The sequence below is a fragment of the Amycolatopsis alba DSM 44262 genome (assembly GCF_000384215.1).
Lineage (GTDB): Bacteria > Actinomycetota > Actinomycetes > Mycobacteriales > Pseudonocardiaceae > Amycolatopsis > Amycolatopsis alba.
In genome coordinates this window covers 3,628,449-3,644,004 of sequence record NZ_KB913032.1, presented here as the reverse complement: position 1 = coordinate 3,644,004, position 15,556 = coordinate 3,628,449, and the positions used below count along the sequence as shown (strand labels likewise).

Below are 15,556 nucleotides of genomic sequence, written 5' to 3'. Positions count from 1 at the left end.
AGCGCCTATCCGGGTGACCACCCGGTGATATCGCCGCTGTCGTAGAACCCGGCGAGCACCTCGGCCGCCGCGCCGAACGCGACGACGTCGTCGCCCATCTCGTCGAGATCGACCTGGATGCGTTGCCAGTGCGGCAAAGGCAGCAGTTCCCGCAGCCGCGCGGCGACCGTGTCGCGGTACACCTCCGGCTCCGCGCGCACCGATCGCCCGGTCAGCACGACACGCTCGAGATCGAGGACCTGGACGAGGTCGGCGAGCCCGATCCCCAGCAGGCCTGCCGCCTCCTCCGTGGTCGGTGCCGCGTTGTGCAGCACCTCGACGCAGCCGCGGCGCCCGCACGCGCAGCGCGGCCCGTCGAAGGCGAGCGTCGTATGCCCGAACTCGCCGGCGTTGGTCCGCGGCCCACGGTACAGCCTGCCGTCGATCAGCAGGCCGACACCGATCCCGGTGCCGACGAGCACGACGGCTGTCGCGGCCTGGTCGCCGTCGGGCCAGTGCTGGGCGAAGGCGGCGGCGTTGGTGTTCTTGTCGAGCCGCACGGGCAAGCCGGTGCGTTTCGCGAGCAGGTCGCGCAGGGGGACGTGGTGCCAGCCGGGCATGTTCGTCGCGTCCCGGACCACTCCTTCGCGGTGGTCGAGCGGCCCGACGGAGCCGACGCCGAGGCCGAGCACGCGTTCACGCCCGACGCCGTCGAGCAGTGCTTCGGTCGCTTCGCCGATCGCGGAAACAGCCTGGTCGGGGGTGAATCCCGGGGTCAGTGGCCCGCCGTGCGACGCGATGATCTTCCCGGTCAGGTCGGTCATGAGCACCCGGTAGGAGTCCCGGTCGAGCTGAGCGCCGAGCGCCTGCCGGGCGTCCGCGCGCACGCGAAGCAGCGTGCGTGGTTTGCCGACCCCGGCCGCGGGCTGGCGTTCCTCGTCCAGCAGGCCGGCTTCGAGCAGTTCGGGGACGATCTTCGAGACGGCCTGCTGGGTGAGCCGGGTGCGTTCGGCGAGTTCGACGCGGCTGAGGCCGCCCGCGCGCAGGATGTGCGTGAGCAGCAGTGTTCGGTTGTGCTGGCGCAGGCCGCGCAGATTGACCCCGGTCTCCGGCATAGCGCGCATCCTGCCATGGCTGGCTGATTACGCAACACTGTTGTTTAATGGATGTATGGCTGACTTGCGAGTGGGGATCTTCGGATACGGCACCGGCGGGCGCGTCTTCCACGCCCCGCTGGTCGACGCGACGCCGGGGCTGACCCCGGCCGCCATCGTCACTTCGAATCCGGACCGGGTCGGGCAGGCCAGTGCCGACTATCCGGCCGCCGACGTGCTGCCGGACGCGGACGCGTTGTTCGCGAAGGCGGACGAGCTGGACCTGGTCGTCATCAGCACGCCGAACCGCACGCACGTCCCGCTCGCGCTTCGGGCGATCGAGGCGGGACTGCCCGTCGTCGTCGACAAGCCCTTCGCGCCGACGGCGGCCGAAGCGGCGAAGGTCGTCGAAGCAGCGAAGGCCAAGGGCGTCGGCTTGACGGTGTTCCAGAACCGCCGGTTCGACTCGGACTTCCTCACCGTCCGGAAGGTCCTCGACGCGGGCAGCCTCGGCGACGTCTTCCGCTTCGAATCCCGCTACGACCGCTGGGTGCCGAAGCCGCGCGACAACTGGCGCGAGTTCGGCGACCCCGCCGAGGCGGGCGGGCTGCTCTACGACCTCGGCGCGCACATCGTCGACCAGGCGCTGCAGCTGTTCGGTCCGGTCTCCGAGGTCTATGCGGAGGTCGACAAGCGCCGCGCCGGCGTGTCCGTCGACGACGATGTCTTCGTCGCCCTCCGGCACGTCAACGGCGTGCGCTCGCACCTGTGGGCGTCCGCGCTCGCGGGGACCCGCAACCCGCGGTTCCGCGTGCTCGGCGACAAGGCGACGTTCACGAAGTACGGCCTCGACGTCCAGGAGCCGCAGATCAAGGACGGGCTGCGGCCGGGCGACCCCGGCTGGGCCGTGGAACCGCCGTCGGACGCCGGCGTGCTCGGCGTGAACGACGACGTCGAGACCGTGCCCACCGAGGTCGGCCGCTACGAGGACTTCTACGCGCAGGTGCGCGACGCGCTCCTCGGCAAAGGCGGGTTCCCGGTCGAACCCGCCTCTGCCGTCGAGACCCTCCGGGTCATCGAGGCCGCTCACCTCTCCGGTGCCGAGCGGCGCGTCGTCACCCTCTGAAGTACATGAAGGCCCCCTTCCTCGCGTCAGGCGCGAGGAAGGGGGCCTTCATGTACTTGGGACGGAGCTAGCCGTTGTCGCCTCTGCCCCCGCCACCCCGGCCGGGATTGTTGCCGCCTTCTCCGCCGTTGTTCTCACTGGAGGTAGGCGGGTTCTTCGAGCTGGACGGCGGGTTCTCCTCGTCCTCGTTCCGCGAGGACGACGGGCCGGTCGACGGGCCCGTGGGCGGAGTACTGGTCTGGCCCTGGTCGTCGTTGTCCTCCGGCGGGGTCTGCGTCGACGGGACGGTGTTCTCGTCCCCGCCGATGATCTTGACCTTGTCGAAGCGCTCCCCCGGCGTCCCCTTCGTGTACAGCGAAATGAACTTCTCCCAGATCGGCCCGGCGATCGTCGAACCGAAGATCGACTTGCCGTTCTTGCCCTTCAGCGCCTTGTCGCCGTCGCCGCCGACCCAGACCGCGGCCGAGATCGACGGCGTGTAGCCGACCATCCAGGTCTGCGAGTTGGCGTCCTTCGCCGACGCGGGCTCACCCGGCCGGTAGGTGTGCTGCTGGGTCCCCGTCTTGCCCGCGCACTCGTGGCCGTTGGGGCACTTGAGCTTCGAGAACGGGATGACACCCTTGAGCGACTCGGTGACGTTGCCCGCGATCTGCTTGCTCTTGTCGGAGTCGTCGGAGAACGCCGGTTTCGCTTCCTCCGGAGCCGAGTACGCGGCTTCGTCCTGCGAGTTGGTCACCTTGGCGACGAAGTGCTTCGCCCGCCGCTGGCCATCGCCCGCGAAGGTCGCGTACGCGGCGGCCATGTCCTCCGGACTGATGACCGTCTTGCCGCCACCGAGCGCGATGTTGTTGTCGCCGAACAATTCGGAGACGCCGTCGGGGGCGGGTTTGACCCCGGCGTCCTTGGCGGCCTGTGCCACCGGCCCTGGCTTGGTCACGTTCACGACCATGTCGTAGAACACCGTGTTCGCCGACCGCTGCATCGCCTCGGACACCGTGCACTGCGCCGAACACGAGCTGCCGGGACCGGCGTTCCGGATCGTCTGCTTCCCGAACTGCCGGTTGTTGGACCCGTCGAACGTCGAGTTGATGCCGCCCTTGCCCAGCTGCATGTACGCGGTGAGGTCGAACGGCTTCATCGAGGAGCCGGGGTTCTGCGGCGTGTTCGCCCAGTCGCGGCCCTTGAGATCCTGGCCGTTGGGCCCCTTCACGATGGACGGGCCACCGTAGTACGCCTTCACCCCGCCGGTCTTGGGGTCGACCGCGACGAGCGCGTTGAGCAGGTTCTCGTCGGTCTGGCCCTTCATCCCGTCGGCGACCGCCTGCTCGGCCGCGGCCTGCGCCTTCGGGTCGATGGTCGTGTAGACCTTGTAGCCGCCCCGGTAATAGACGTCGTCGGTGATGCCGTTCGCCGCCAGTTCTTCCTTGACCTTGTCGCGGATGAACGGGTTCACCACCCCGGCCTGCTGCTTGTCGGCCTGCGGGATCGGCGTCGGGAACTGCAGGTTCGCGCGGTCCGCGGCGGAGATGAACTTGTTCTCCACCATGCGGTTCAGCGCGACGGTCCAGCGGTCGTTCGCGACCTTCGGGTTCTCCGAACGGCCCGGCTGCTGGATGAGACCCGCGAGCAGCGCCGCCTCGGAGGCGTTCAGTTCGCCGGCGGGCTTGCCGAAGAACGCCTGCGCGGCCGACTCGATCCCGTAAGCGCCGCGTCCGAAGTAGATGATGTTCAGGTACGCCGAGATGATGTCCTTCTTCTCGTACGTCTGGTTCATCTTGAAGGACTTGGCGAGCTCGGTCCATTTACGGGTGAGCGACGATTCGTCGTCCCCGCTGGCGACCTTGATGTACTGCTGGGAGATGGTCGAACCACCGCCCTTGCCCGCGGTCACCTGGTTGTAGACCGCGCGCAGGATGCCACCGATGTCGAAGCCCGAGTTGGTCTCGAAGGAGGCGTCCTCGGTGGCGATCACGGCCTTCTTGACGATGTCCGGGATCTGCTCCGGCGTCAGGATCTTCCGGTTGCCGCCCTTGGGGACGTCCTTGCCCATCTCGGTGTTGTCGGCGTAGTAGTAGGTCACCGCCTGGCCCTGCGTGGCCGCGACCGACTGCGGTGACGGGACGTCGACGGCGAAGTAGGTGATCACGAACGCGATCGCCGGGATGACGACGAAGAGACAGAACAGCGCGAGCAGCACCCGCCGGATTCGTCGCCACCGGCGCTTCTTGCGCTGGGCCGGGGTGAGGATCGGCTTCCCGTTCTCGTCGGTCTCCGGGGCGTACTGCTCGTCCTCGTACTGATCGTCGTAGCCACGATCGGTGGTGCCGTTGTGCTCGTGGTGCGTGATGAGGTCCGGCTCGTGCTGCGGCGCGACCGGCGGTCGCTGCGGACGCCGCGGTGGCGGCTGTTGCTGCTGGGGCGGCCCTTGCCGTTGCCAAGGTGCCTGCCCCGGACCCTGCGGGCCGGGACCCTGTCGCTGCCCGTATCCCGGAGGCGGACCTCCGGCGGGGCGGCGGGGCGGTCCGGCCGGGCGTTGCGGACGACGGGCGGGGTCAGGGTCCTGACCTGGCCATCCGCCGTGGGGATCGTCGTTCACTGGGACGTCCTCCGAACCTTCCGTGGGTGAGCGCGGTCCTGCGGTCGCAGGTCTCCTCTGAATAAGACGTGTCGGATCGGTTCAGGTTCATCGGCGCGAAGAAAAAGGCCCCGATGGCGGTGGACAGCGCCGTGGCCGAGCTCGCACGTCTCGTCCAGATCCATGGTGAAGGTGAACTCGCTCCTCGTTGCGCCGAAAAGGGTGTGCCCGGCAACTGCCCGGCACACCCTTTCAGCCACTTCGCCCGTTCATCACGGACTTTCGCCGTTCGGGAACAACGGATCCGAAGTTCCCGGCCCCGGTCTGGTCGGCTTGGTGGGTTTGGTCGGTTTCGTCGGCCAGCCACCGGTCTCCGTCGGCTCCGTCGGCTCGGTGGGAATCGTCGGCGTCGGGGTGGTCGACGGCGTCTCGGGCGTGGTCGTCGTCACCGGCGGCGGCTTCGGGACCGTCGTCGTCGGCACCGACCTGGCGTCCTTGCCGATCGGCTTGACGGTGTCGAACTTCTCCGACGGCTTGCCGGTCATGTACCGGGACATGAAGTCTTCCCAGATCGGACCGGCGATCGTCCGGCCGTAGATCGGCTTGCCGCTCTTGTCGTGCAGCGGCTTGTTGCCGTCGCCGCCGACCCACACCGCGGTCGAGATGCTCGGCGTGTAGCCCACCATCCAGGTCTGCGCGTTGCGTTCGTGGTAGCTCGCCGGGTCTTCGTCCTTGAAGTCGTACTGCTGCGTCCCGGTCTTGCCCGCGCACTCGCTGCCCTTCGGGCACTTCAGCTTCGAGTACGGGACGACCTCTTCGAGCGCGTCCGTGATGTTGCCGGCGATCTGCTTGCTCTTGTCGGCGTCGTCACTGAAGGCGGGAGAGCCCTTGGGGGCCGTCTCGTCGAACTCGACCTCGTCCTCGGAGTTGACCAGCTTGGCGACGAAGTGCTGCTTCTGCCGGACGCCTTCACCGGCGAAGGTGGCGAACCCGGCCGCCATGTCCTCCGCCGTGGTCACCGTGCGGCCACCGCCGAGCGCGATGTTGAGGTCGGGGTAGAGAACGGACTTGCCGCCCTCGTTCTCCGTCCGCACACCTGCTTCCTTCGCGGCCTTCGCCACCGGGTCGACCTTGGTCTTGTTGATCACCATGTCGTAGAACACGGTGTTCGCGGAGACCTTCATCGCTTCGGCGACCGTGCACTGGGTGCCGCAGTTGGAACTCTCGCCCGCGTTCCGGATCGTGCGCTGGCTTCCGGTGCCGGAGTCGAACTTCCGGTTGTTGGACCCGTCGAAGGTCTCGCCGAGGCCCTTGCCCATCTTGAGGAACGCGGCGAGGTCGAAGGCCTTGAACGCCGAACCGGGGTTGTGCGGGACGTTCGCCCAGTCGTGTGCCGGGACGTCCTGACCCTTGTCGTTCTTCGTCCAGTCCGGGCCGCCCCAGTAGGCGACCACGCCGCCGGTCTTGGGGTCGACCGCGACCAGCGCGTTCAGGATGCTCTCGTCCGTCTGGCCCTTCATCCCCTCGGCGACGGACTCCTCGGCCATCTTCTGCGCCTTGGGGTCGATCGTCGTGGTGATCTTGAAACCGCCCTGGTGCAGCCGGTCCTGGTCGTAACCGCGGGCTTCGAGTTCGTCGATCACCCGGTTGCGGATGTGCAGGCTCAGCGTCCCGGCGTCGTCGGCCTTCGCCTGCGCCTTCGGGATCGGCTTCGGGAACTGCGCGGCGGCGCGCTCACCGGGGTCGAGCCACTTGTTCGCCACCATCTGGTCCATCACGAAGGTCCAGCGCCTCGTCGCGTAGGCCTCGTTCTCGGACTTGCTCGGCCCCTGGATCAGGCCGCCGAGCAGCGCCGCCTCGGAAGCGCTGAGCTCCTTGGCAGGCTTCTTGAAGTAGGCCTGCGCGGCCGCTTCGATGCCGTTCGCGCCGCGGCCGAAGTAGATGGTGTTGAGGTAGGCGGTGATGATCTCCTCTTTGGACATCTGGTTGTTCATCTTGAAGGATTTGGCCAGCTCGGTCCATTTACGGGTGAGCGTCGGTGCCTCGTTGGCCGTGGCCTTCTTGATGTACTGCTGGGAGATCGTCGAACCGCCGCCCTGGCCGCCGGTCACGTTGTTGTAGACCGCGCGCAGGATGCCGCCGACGTCGAAGCCGGAGTTGGTCTCGAACGACGAGTCCTCGGCCGCGTACACGGCCTTCTTGACCACTTCGGGGACCTCGCCGGGCTTCAGCAGGTACCGGCTGCCGCCGCTGGCGGGCGCGATCTTGCCCATCGGGCTGCCGTCGGCGTACATCAGCGTGATCGGCCGGCTCTGCTGGCTCGCGACGCTCTCCTGCGACGGGACGTCCACCAGGAAGTAGGTGATGACGAACGCGATCGCGGGAACGACGACGAACAGGCCGAACATCGCGTAGAGGACACGGCGGACGATCCGCCAGCGGCGCTTCTTGCGCTGCTTCGGCGTCAGGACCTTCTTCTTGCCGTCTTCTTCGTCTTCGGCGGGCTCGTCGTCGTACGGGCCTTCGCCCTCGGCGCCGAGGGCGGCGCTTTCGTGACGATCGTCATAGCGGTCGTCGTACGGGTCGTAGCCGTACGGGTCTTCGGTGCCGTTGTGCGCGTGGTGCGTGATGAGGTCCGGCTCGCGCTCGTACGGGTCCGGCTCGACCGGACGGACCATCGCGGTCGCCTGGTCGTCGGAAGCGGGACGGCGGTTGCCGGGCGGCGGCGGTCGATGACCGACGGCGCCCTGCTGGGAACGCTGGGGGCGCCCACCGGGCGGCGGAGGCCCCTGCCTGCGCGGGGGCATGCCGTTGGGGCGGCGCGGGGCCGCGGGACGGCGCGGTTCGTCGTCCGACGGCCACTCCGGGCCGCCGCCGTCGCCGCCCGGCCACTGTGGGTCTACAGGGCGCGGGTCCACCGGGCGCGGGTCTGCCTGGCGTGGGGCCGCTGAGCGTGGTGGTGCCGAGCGGGGGGCGCCGTTGGGAGGTGTCCGGCGCTGGGGGCGGCGCGGGGGTTCCTCGCCCGGCCAACCGGGCTCGTCCTCTCCCGGCCAATGGGCACGGCGAGGTGCATCAGGCTCCTGGCCTGGCCAGGAGCGATTGCGGTCGTCGTTCACGAATGGGCCTCCCAGACCGGCGCTTCGGGGGACGCCGCTCTGTGCTCAACTGCGTTTTCGATACCTGTCACTGACCCGCTGTCCTCTGTGACCGGGTACGTGGCCGGGTGCTTCCTGGATCTCCCGTACCGAGGACGTAGGACCGCACCAGGTGGTTCCAGTGACAGCTCCGGCAGACCTCGACCTCGTAGACGGTGAACTCCGCGAAGTGCCCGTCCATCCGTACCAGTTCGTCCGGTGTCTTGGCGGATCCGGCGACGTGCTTGAGCTCCTCGCCGTACACCCAGGACACCAGGGTCAGTTCCTCCCGATGACAGACCGGGCAGTCCTGCTCACCTGGTCGTCCGTGGAATTTCGCGGCCCGCAGGAGGTACGGGCCCGCGTCGCAGACGTCGTATGTGCCGACCCGTCCGGAGTGGACGCCCTTGAGCAGCGAGCGCCGCTGTAAGGCGTAGTCCACGACCTGCCGCTGGTTTCGCACGCCAACAGAGTACGGGCTATTGCTGTGTGGTCCACGCCCCGTTCTCGGCGGGACGGTGCGTGCACGGTCGGACACGCCGACGATTAGATAACTCTCCGGTGAATTTAGTCCGGTTCCGAAGCGCTCGATCGGGGTTAGCTACACCACTTCGATGTATCGGCGCGATATAGTGGGCCGGTAGGTTGACCGAGCCGGTCTCGGTGGCCAACGCGATCGGTCGCGGTTTGTTCCCGGAAGGGGGTGCGGTGTGCTCGAGCTCGCGATCTTGGGGCTGCTGCACGAGACCCCCATGCACGGTTACGTGCTGCGCAAACGTTTGCATGAGACGCTCGGGATGTTCCGGACGTTCTCGTACGGCTCGCTGTATCCGACATTGCGTCGGCTGCTCCGCGCCGGTTACCTCGTCGAGGAGCTCGAAGAGGTGGAAGACCGGACGTGGGCACGCCGGGGCAAGCGCGTGTACAAGCTCACCGCCGAGGGCAAGGAACGGTTCGCCGAACTGCTCGGCGATGCGGGCCCGCAGACATGGGACGACGAAGGCTTCGGCGTCCACCTGGCGTTCTTTTCGAGGACACCGGCAGACGTCAGGATGCGAATCCTGGAAGGCCGTCGTCGTCGGGTCGAGGAACGCCGAGAAGGACTTCGGACGGCAATGGGGCGGGCCGAGGAGAAAATCGACCGCTACACCCGTGAGCTGCACCGGCTCGGGCTGGAGTCCAGTGAGCGAGAGGTGCGCTGGCTCAACGAGCTGATCGCGCACGAACAGGCCGAGCAGCGCGGACCGGAGACCTGAGGCGCTCTCCGTGCCCGCTGCGCATTACCTACAACTGTTGGACTAATGAAGGAGAAACCGGCATGGGCGAGAACCGCCGCGTTCGGGTGGCCATCGTGGGCGTCGGCAACTGTGCGGCCTCGCTGGTCCAGGGCGTTCAGTACTACCGCGACGCAGATCCCAGCACCCGCGTGCCCGGTTTGATGCACGTCGTGTTCGGCGAGTACCACGTCCGCGACATCGAGTTCGTCGCCGCGTTCGACGTGGACGCCAAGAAGGTCAGCCGTGACCTGTCCGAGGCGATCTTCGCCAGCGAGAACAACACCATCAAGATCGCCGACGTGCCGCCGCTGGGCGTCACCGTGCAGCGCGGTCACACCTACGACGGGCTCGGCCGGTTCTACCGCGAGACCATCGAGGAGTCCGACGAGACCCCCGTCGACGTCGTCGCGGCGCTGCGCGAGGCCGAGGTCGACGTACTCGTCTCCTACTTGCCGGTGGGCTCCGAAGAGGCCGACAAGTTCTACGCGCAGGCGTGCATCGACGCCGGTGTGGCGTTCGTCAACGCGCTGCCGGTGTTCATCGCCTCCGACCCCGTGTGGGCGGAGAAGTTCCGCGCGGCGGGCGTGCCGATCGTCGGTGACGACATCAAGTCCCAGGTCGGCGCCACCATCACGCACCGCGTGCTGGCGAAGCTGTTCGAGGACCGCGGCGTCCAGCTCGACCGGACGATGCAGCTCAACGTGGGCGGGAACATGGACTTCCTGAACATGAAGGAGCTGGAGCGGCTCGAGTCGAAGAAGATCTCGAAGACCCAGTCGGTCACTTCGCAGGTCGACCGCGAGCTCGGCAAGGGCAACGTCCACATCGGGCCGTCCGACTACGTGCAGTGGCTCGACGACCGCAAGTGGGCCTACGTCCGGCTCGAGGGCCGCGCGTTCGGTGACGTGCCGCTGAACCTGGAGTACAAGCTCGAGGTGTGGGACTCGCCGAACTCGGCGGGCATCATCATCGACGCCGTGCGCGCCGCGAAGATCGCGAAGGACCGCGGCATCGGCGGCCCGATCCTGTCGGCTTCCTCGTACTTCATGAAGTCGCCGCCGGAGCAGTACGACGACGCCACCGCGCGCGACGAGGTCGAAAAGTTCATCGCCGGCGAGGCGTGAGCTTTTCTGACGTGAGCTGAAGGCTCCCTTCGCCGCATGTGACGCGGTGAAGGGAGCCTTTGCCTTTGGGTAGGACTACTCCGTCAAGCGTGAGTACAACGCCGCTACCTGCTGATTTCCCCCGGTTTTGGAGGCCAGGGCTGTTGAGCCGGCCCGTTCTGCTCCGTAGTGTGATCGACTGACTACCGGAGCAGGGGGAGGGCTCATGGCCGGTTATGACGTGGTGATCGAGAAGATCAGAGGGACCGGGAAAGCGGCGACGCGGGTCGCGGACGGGCTGCGCGGGGCGAAGTGTTCAGCGACGGTGCCGACCGGGGACGCAGGCATGCCGGGAGCGCGGTGTGTCGGCAAGCTCGCCGAGGTCAAGCACGTATTGCAAGATCGAGAGCAGGGGTACGAGCGGCGTCTCGACGCCCATGCGGCGAGCATGGTGAAGGCCGCCGACCTCTACAGCGGTCGCGAGGACGCCGCCACCGCGGATCTGTCCGTCCCGGTGCAGTCGACGGGCGGACGGAAGCCGGTCTGATGGTCACCTGGGCCGAGGTCACTCGATGGGATTCCGTACCTCTGCAGAACGCGGTCGGTGAGGTCAACGCCGCGTACAACAAGGTCATCGCCTGCTCGGACGACCTGCGCGGCATCAACACCGCGGATGGCTGGCATGGCGAAGCTGCCGGTGCTGCGGCGAACGAGGTCGATCAGGTCATCGACGGCCTGGAAGAGTACGCCGCCGAGGTCGCCGCGTTGCGCCGTGGCGCAGGGGACGTCGGAGACGCGATCAGCGGTGTCATGAACGGTGTCAAAGAAGCAGAGGGGCTCGCCCGCGCGCATCACTTCACCATCGGTGGTGACGGAGCGATCATCGACAACGGGCCACCCCCGGACACCCCCGAAGAGCAGAAGGAAGCAGTCGCCCGAGAACGGGCGACGATCGCGGCAGAACTGCGTGACCGTGTCTCCGAGGTCCTCAAGAGCGCGACCGACATCGATGACGACTTCTGCCTCGTACTCGACCGGATCGTGTCCGGACAGACCATCGACGCGACCGGCAACGACAACGACAACACTTCGTTGGCCGCGGCAGGCAACTCCGGTGCGGCCATGGGTTCACTCAGCATCCCCGCACCCCCGCCCGAGAGTGCGACCGCGGCTCAGAACGCCGCCTACTGGGCGACCTTGAGCGAGGCGCAGCGGACCCGGCTGGCCGTGGACCGGCCGGAACTCGTCGGGCCACGAGATGGTTTCTCGGCGAAGCAACGCGACATCGCCAATCGCACTCTGTTGGACCGGCAGCAGTCCAGGTTGCGGCATGAACGCGACGAGCTACAGCGGAAGATCAACGAGTTTCCCCGAACCGGGGCCGGTCAGATCAAGCTCAACGACCAGCTGGAGTTCGACGCACTCAAGGTGGATCTCGACAAACTCGACGGGAAACTTCGCGGACTCGACGACATCGACAAACGGCTCTCGATGAGCGATCCCAACAGCCCGGACTACGACCCCACCAAGCAACGGCCATACGTGCTGCGCGTCGATGACGCGGGCGCAGGCCGGGCGATCGTCGCGATGGGCAATCCTGACACTGCGCAACACGTCGCGACCTATGTCCCCGGTACCGGATCGGAGCTTTCCGAGGTCAATACTGACCTCGGGCGAGCGGACGGCATGGTCAACGCCGCTCAGCAGGCCGGGGCGAAAACACCTTCGGTGATCACCTGGATCGGCTACGACGCGCCGCCGGGCCTCTTGGACGCAGCGAACGAGAGCTTCGCCGACGACGGGAAGCATGCGCTGGACAACTTCCAGGACGGACTGAGAGAAAGTCACCAAGGAACTCCCTCGCACAACACCGTCCTCGGCCACAGCTACGGCACGACCCTCGTCGGTCACGCTGCAAGAGACGAGCATCTCGCCGTCGACAACATCGTGCTCGTCGCCAGCCCCGGCGTTGGCGTGGATCACGCGAGCCAACTCAACGTCCCTCCCGATCACGTGTACTCCACGACGGCCGCGAACGACGCGATCAACATCACCAACTTCCCCCGTATCGAGGGGCAGGGCGATCCCCTCGATCCCCTCGGCCCCGACCCGACCGACCCGGAATTCGGCGGCAAGACGTTCACCTCGGATCCCGGCCCACGCGGGCCGATTCTCGGCAACAGCGAGGCCGCTCACAGCGAATACTGGACGCGAGACAACCCCGCTCTGCGCGACATGGGCCGGATAATCGCAGGAAAGCAGCCAGGTCACTGATGAAGAACAGAAAAGCAACCGTCTTGAGTGTGGCGTCGGCGATGCTGCTTCTCTGTACCGCGAGCTGCGGTAGTCCTCAGGAGGCTGAATTGAGGAACACGATGACGATCCAAGAGGCGAACCAGCGACTCGAGAGCTATATCCAGCAAGCGAAGTCCGCGCTTCCGGCGTCGGCTGTGCTGGTACTACGCGGGCAGAGCAAGGAAGCGCCTTGTGATGATCCAAGCGACAATGGGGCGAAGGGGCGGCTCGTGGCCGATCGCGGCTACCAGATAACCGGCCTGGCCGCGACAGGCATCTCGGAGTACTTCAGCGCTCTGCGCTCGTGGGCGCAGAACAACAACTACCAAGTCTTGCAGGAAAAGCAAAACCCGCAGTACCTGTGGCTGGAAAAGCGAGACGACGGATTTCGTCTGGCGTTGGATTCCAACGAGTCCGGCGAGCTGTACCTGAACGGATCAACGCCCTGTGTATGGCGCAACGGCACGCCGGAACCGGCCGGCTAGGCGTCGGGCAGTGACGCCAGCGCCGCCGGCAGGTCCGTGATCGACCCGACCACCGTCGTCCGCGCAAGTACTGCTGGGTCTGGCGGGAAGTGCGGATTCGGCACCGCGTACACCGTCATCCCCGCGGCCAGCGCCGCGCGCAGCCCGTTGGTCGTGTCTTCCACGGCCGCGCAGTTCTTCGGCTCCGCGCCCAGCAGCTCGGCCGCCTTCAGGTACACGTCGGGCGCCGGTTTCCCCGCCCCGACCTGCTCCGAGGACACCGCCGTCGGCACCGGCAGCCGCGTGATGTCCAGGAAAGCCTTGATCAGCAGCGGCGGCGACGAGCTCGCGATCGCCACCGGCCAGTGCTTCGCGACCTCGCGCACGACGTCCGGACCGCCGCGGATGATCGGCGGTTTCTCCGCGTACCGGCGCGCCATCCGCTCGATCACCACCTGCGCGACGTCCGCCGGGCGGAGCTGGACGCCCAGGTCGTGCGCCAGGTAGGCGGCCCATTCCGGGGTGCTCATCCCCTGCATCGCCCTGGTCGATTCGTCCCGCCAGGTGCCGTGGAACTCGTGGACGACCGCTCGCCGGACCTCGTCCCACATCGTTTCCGAATCCACCAGGACACCGTCGAGATCGAAGATCACCGCTTCCACGCCCCCAACCCTAGGCCGTGACACGCTGTGCGGCATATTACTTAGCCATGCTCAGTAATTTTAGTTAGCCTGGCTAAGTGATCACGAAAGTCGCCGACCTCGCCCACCGGCTCCGCCCGCTGGTGTTCCGGCTGTACTACCTCGTCCGCCGGGAGACCCCGCAGGTGCAGCTGACCCTCACCCAGGGTTCGGTGCTGTCGGAACTGCTGAACGGCGGACCGCGCCGGATGAGCGCGCTCGCCGAGCTCGAACGGGTCCGGATGCCGACGATGACCGACGTCGTCCGCCGCCTCGAACGGCTCGGCCTGGTCAGTCGCCGTACGGATCCCGCCGACGGCAGGGCCGTGCTCGTCGAGGTCACCGAGGTGGGGCAGCGCTTTCATCGCCAGTTGATCGTCGCCAGGGAGGAGTTCCTCCGCGAGCGGCTCCTCGAACTGGACGAGAACGACCGCTTCGCGATCGAAGCCGCGCTTCCCGCCCTCACGAAGTTGCTGCGGCAAGAAATCCAGGAAGACAAGAAGGAGGAACTGATCCGCGATGAGCGCTGAGCCTCACTCGAGCCTGTTGGACGCCCTCAAAGGACAGCCCAAACAGGTATGGATCACCGCGTTCGCCGCGGTCATCGCGTTCATGGGCATCGGGCTGGTCGACCCGATCCTGCTGTCGATCGCCGAAGGCCTGCATGCGACGCCGTCCGAAGTGACGCTGCTGTTCTCCTCCTATCTGGGGGTCCAGGCGGTCGCCATGCTGGTGACCGGCGCGATGAGTGCCCGGTTCGGGGCCAAGCGGACCGTGGTCGTCGGGCTGACACTGGTCGTCGTCGCCACCGCGCTGTGTGCCGCGTCCGGGTCGATCGAGCAGCTCATCGGGCTGCGCGCGATCTGGGGCCTCGGCAACGCCTTCTTCATCGCGACCGCGCTTTCGGTGATCGTCGGCGCCGCGACCGGCGGCCAGGCGGGCGCGATCCTGCTCTACGAAGCCGCGCTCGGCGTCGGCCTCGCGGTCGGCCCGCTGCTCGGCGCCCTGCTGGGCAGCATCTCCTGGCGCGGCCCGTTCATCGGCACTTCGCTGCTGATGCTGTGCGGTCTCGTGCTGTGCTCGATCTTCCTGACCGCCGACGCCAAGAAAGAACGGCCGAAGATCCGCCTGCTCGACCCGTTCCGCGCGCTGAAACACGGCGGGCTGCTGCGCACTTCGATCGGTTCCGCGCTCTACACCGCCGCGTTCTTCGTGGTGCTGGCCTGGTCGCCGTTCGTACTGGAGTGGAGTGCTGTCGCGGTCGGCCTGATCTTCTGCGGCTGGGGCCTTTCGGTCGCCGTCGCGGGTGTGGTGCTGGCGCCGAAACTCGCCGCGAAACTCGGGGAACGGCACGCGACCGTGGTCGCCGTCTTCGGCTACGCCGTACTGCTGCTGATCATGGCGATCCCGAGCAAGCCGGTGCTGGTCGTCGGCATCATCCTGTCGGGGCTGGTCTCCGGGCTGCTCAACACGCTCTTCACCGGGACGGCCATGTCGATCAGCGGTGCCCCGCGTCCGGTCGCGAGCGCCGGGTACAACTTCTGCCGCTGGCTCGGCGGCGCGGTCGCCGCGACCGTCGTCGGTCACCTCGCCGAGTGGTTCGGCGCCAAGCAGGCGCCGTTCGTGATCGCCGCCATCCTGTGCGTGCTCGCCGGCGCCCTGCTGACGATCCGCGAGAAGACCGCGGACCCGCACACGGTCCCGGCCGAAGCGGTCCTCGTCGGCGAAGAGATGTAAATCGAACAAATGGTGAACTTCGGACCAACGGGGGGTTTCCTCCCGTTGGTCCGTTATCTTAGCGTCGACCTCCCGAACTGCCTGACCGGAGG

General features: G+C 67.3%; 13 protein-coding genes. 8 read left to right on the top strand and 5 right to left on the bottom strand.

Annotated features, from left to right (window positions below; translation table 11 throughout):
* Window positions 1-5: 5 nt before the first annotated feature.
* Window positions 6-1,094: an ROK family transcriptional regulator gene (locus AMYAL_RS0117265; protein ID WP_020632559.1), complete on the bottom strand. Its 1,089-nt coding sequence runs from the start codon at window positions 1,092-1,094 to the stop codon at window positions 6-8.
* Between the two features lie 70 nt (window positions 1,095-1,164).
* On the opposite strand from AMYAL_RS0117265, the gene AMYAL_RS0117260 reads away from it, so the two are divergent.
* On the top strand, window positions 1,165-2,199 hold the full coding sequence (locus AMYAL_RS0117260; RefSeq protein ID WP_020632558.1) for a Gfo/Idh/MocA family protein: 1,035 nt from the start codon (window positions 1,165-1,167) through the stop codon (window positions 2,197-2,199).
* Between the two features lie 67 nt (window positions 2,200-2,266).
* On the opposite strand, the gene AMYAL_RS0117255 is transcribed toward AMYAL_RS0117260, so the two are convergent.
* The 3 genes from AMYAL_RS0117255 to AMYAL_RS0117245 form a co-directional block, all read right to left on the bottom strand.
* Window positions 2,267-4,795: a transglycosylase domain-containing protein gene (locus AMYAL_RS0117255; RefSeq protein ID WP_026467170.1), complete on the bottom strand. Its 2,529-nt coding sequence runs from the start codon at window positions 4,793-4,795 to the stop codon at window positions 2,267-2,269.
* A 251-nt stretch (window positions 4,796-5,046) separates the two neighbouring features.
* Window positions 5,047-7,452 (bottom strand): transglycosylase domain-containing protein, encoded by a 2,406-nt coding sequence (locus tag AMYAL_RS0117250; protein WP_020632555.1) that lies wholly within the window; start codon window positions 7,450-7,452, stop codon window positions 5,047-5,049.
* 505 nt (window positions 7,453-7,957) lie between these two features.
* The gene (locus AMYAL_RS0117245; protein ID WP_020632554.1) at window positions 7,958-8,371 is read right to left on the bottom strand and encodes a DUF5318 domain-containing protein; all 414 of its coding nucleotides are present in this window, start codon (window positions 8,369-8,371) and stop codon (window positions 7,958-7,960) included.
* Between the two features lie 247 nt (window positions 8,372-8,618).
* On the opposite strand from AMYAL_RS0117245, the gene AMYAL_RS0117240 reads away from it, so the two are divergent.
* The 5 genes from AMYAL_RS0117240 (at window position 8,619) to AMYAL_RS0117220 (ending at window position 13,068) form a co-directional block, all read left to right on the top strand.
* Window positions 8,619-9,164: a PadR family transcriptional regulator gene (locus AMYAL_RS0117240; protein ID WP_020632553.1), complete on the top strand. Its 546-nt coding sequence runs from the start codon at window positions 8,619-8,621 to the stop codon at window positions 9,162-9,164.
* 62 nt (window positions 9,165-9,226) lie between these two features.
* On the top strand, window positions 9,227-10,309 hold the full coding sequence (locus tag AMYAL_RS0117235; protein WP_020632552.1) for an inositol-3-phosphate synthase: 1,083 nt from the start codon (window positions 9,227-9,229) through the stop codon (window positions 10,307-10,309).
* A 205-nt stretch (window positions 10,310-10,514) separates the two neighbouring features.
* Window positions 10,515-10,835 (top strand): hypothetical protein, encoded by a 321-nt coding sequence (locus AMYAL_RS0117230; protein ID WP_020632551.1) that lies wholly within the window; start codon window positions 10,515-10,517, stop codon window positions 10,833-10,835.
* Entirely contained in the window at window positions 10,835-12,562 is a 1,728-nt protein-coding gene (locus tag AMYAL_RS0117225; RefSeq protein WP_020632550.1) for an alpha/beta hydrolase, read from the top strand. The genes AMYAL_RS0117230 and AMYAL_RS0117225 overlap by 1 nt, the downstream gene beginning before the upstream one ends.
* Before the next feature lie 101 nt (window positions 12,563-12,663).
* Window positions 12,664-13,068 (top strand): hypothetical protein, encoded by a 405-nt coding sequence (locus AMYAL_RS0117220; protein WP_245192935.1) that lies wholly within the window; start codon window positions 12,664-12,666, stop codon window positions 13,066-13,068.
* On the opposite strand, the gene AMYAL_RS0117215 is transcribed toward AMYAL_RS0117220, so the two are convergent.
* Window positions 13,065-13,709 carry an HAD family hydrolase gene (locus tag AMYAL_RS0117215; protein ID WP_020632548.1) on the bottom strand — a complete coding sequence of 215 codons (645 nt, stop codon included), beginning with the start codon at window positions 13,707-13,709 and terminating at the stop codon, window positions 13,065-13,067. The genes AMYAL_RS0117220 and AMYAL_RS0117215 overlap by 4 nt on opposite strands.
* Window positions 13,710-13,786: 77 nt before the next feature.
* Between AMYAL_RS0117215 and AMYAL_RS0117210 the strand changes: the two genes are divergently transcribed.
* Window positions 13,787-14,257 (top strand): MarR family winged helix-turn-helix transcriptional regulator, encoded by a 471-nt coding sequence (locus AMYAL_RS0117210; RefSeq protein WP_020632547.1) that lies wholly within the window; start codon window positions 13,787-13,789, stop codon window positions 14,255-14,257.
* Window positions 14,247-15,464: an MFS transporter gene (locus tag AMYAL_RS0117205; RefSeq protein WP_020632546.1), complete on the top strand. Its 1,218-nt coding sequence runs from the start codon at window positions 14,247-14,249 to the stop codon at window positions 15,462-15,464. The genes AMYAL_RS0117210 and AMYAL_RS0117205 overlap by 11 nt, the downstream gene beginning before the upstream one ends.
* The last annotated feature ends 92 nt before the right edge of the window (window positions 15,465-15,556 follow it).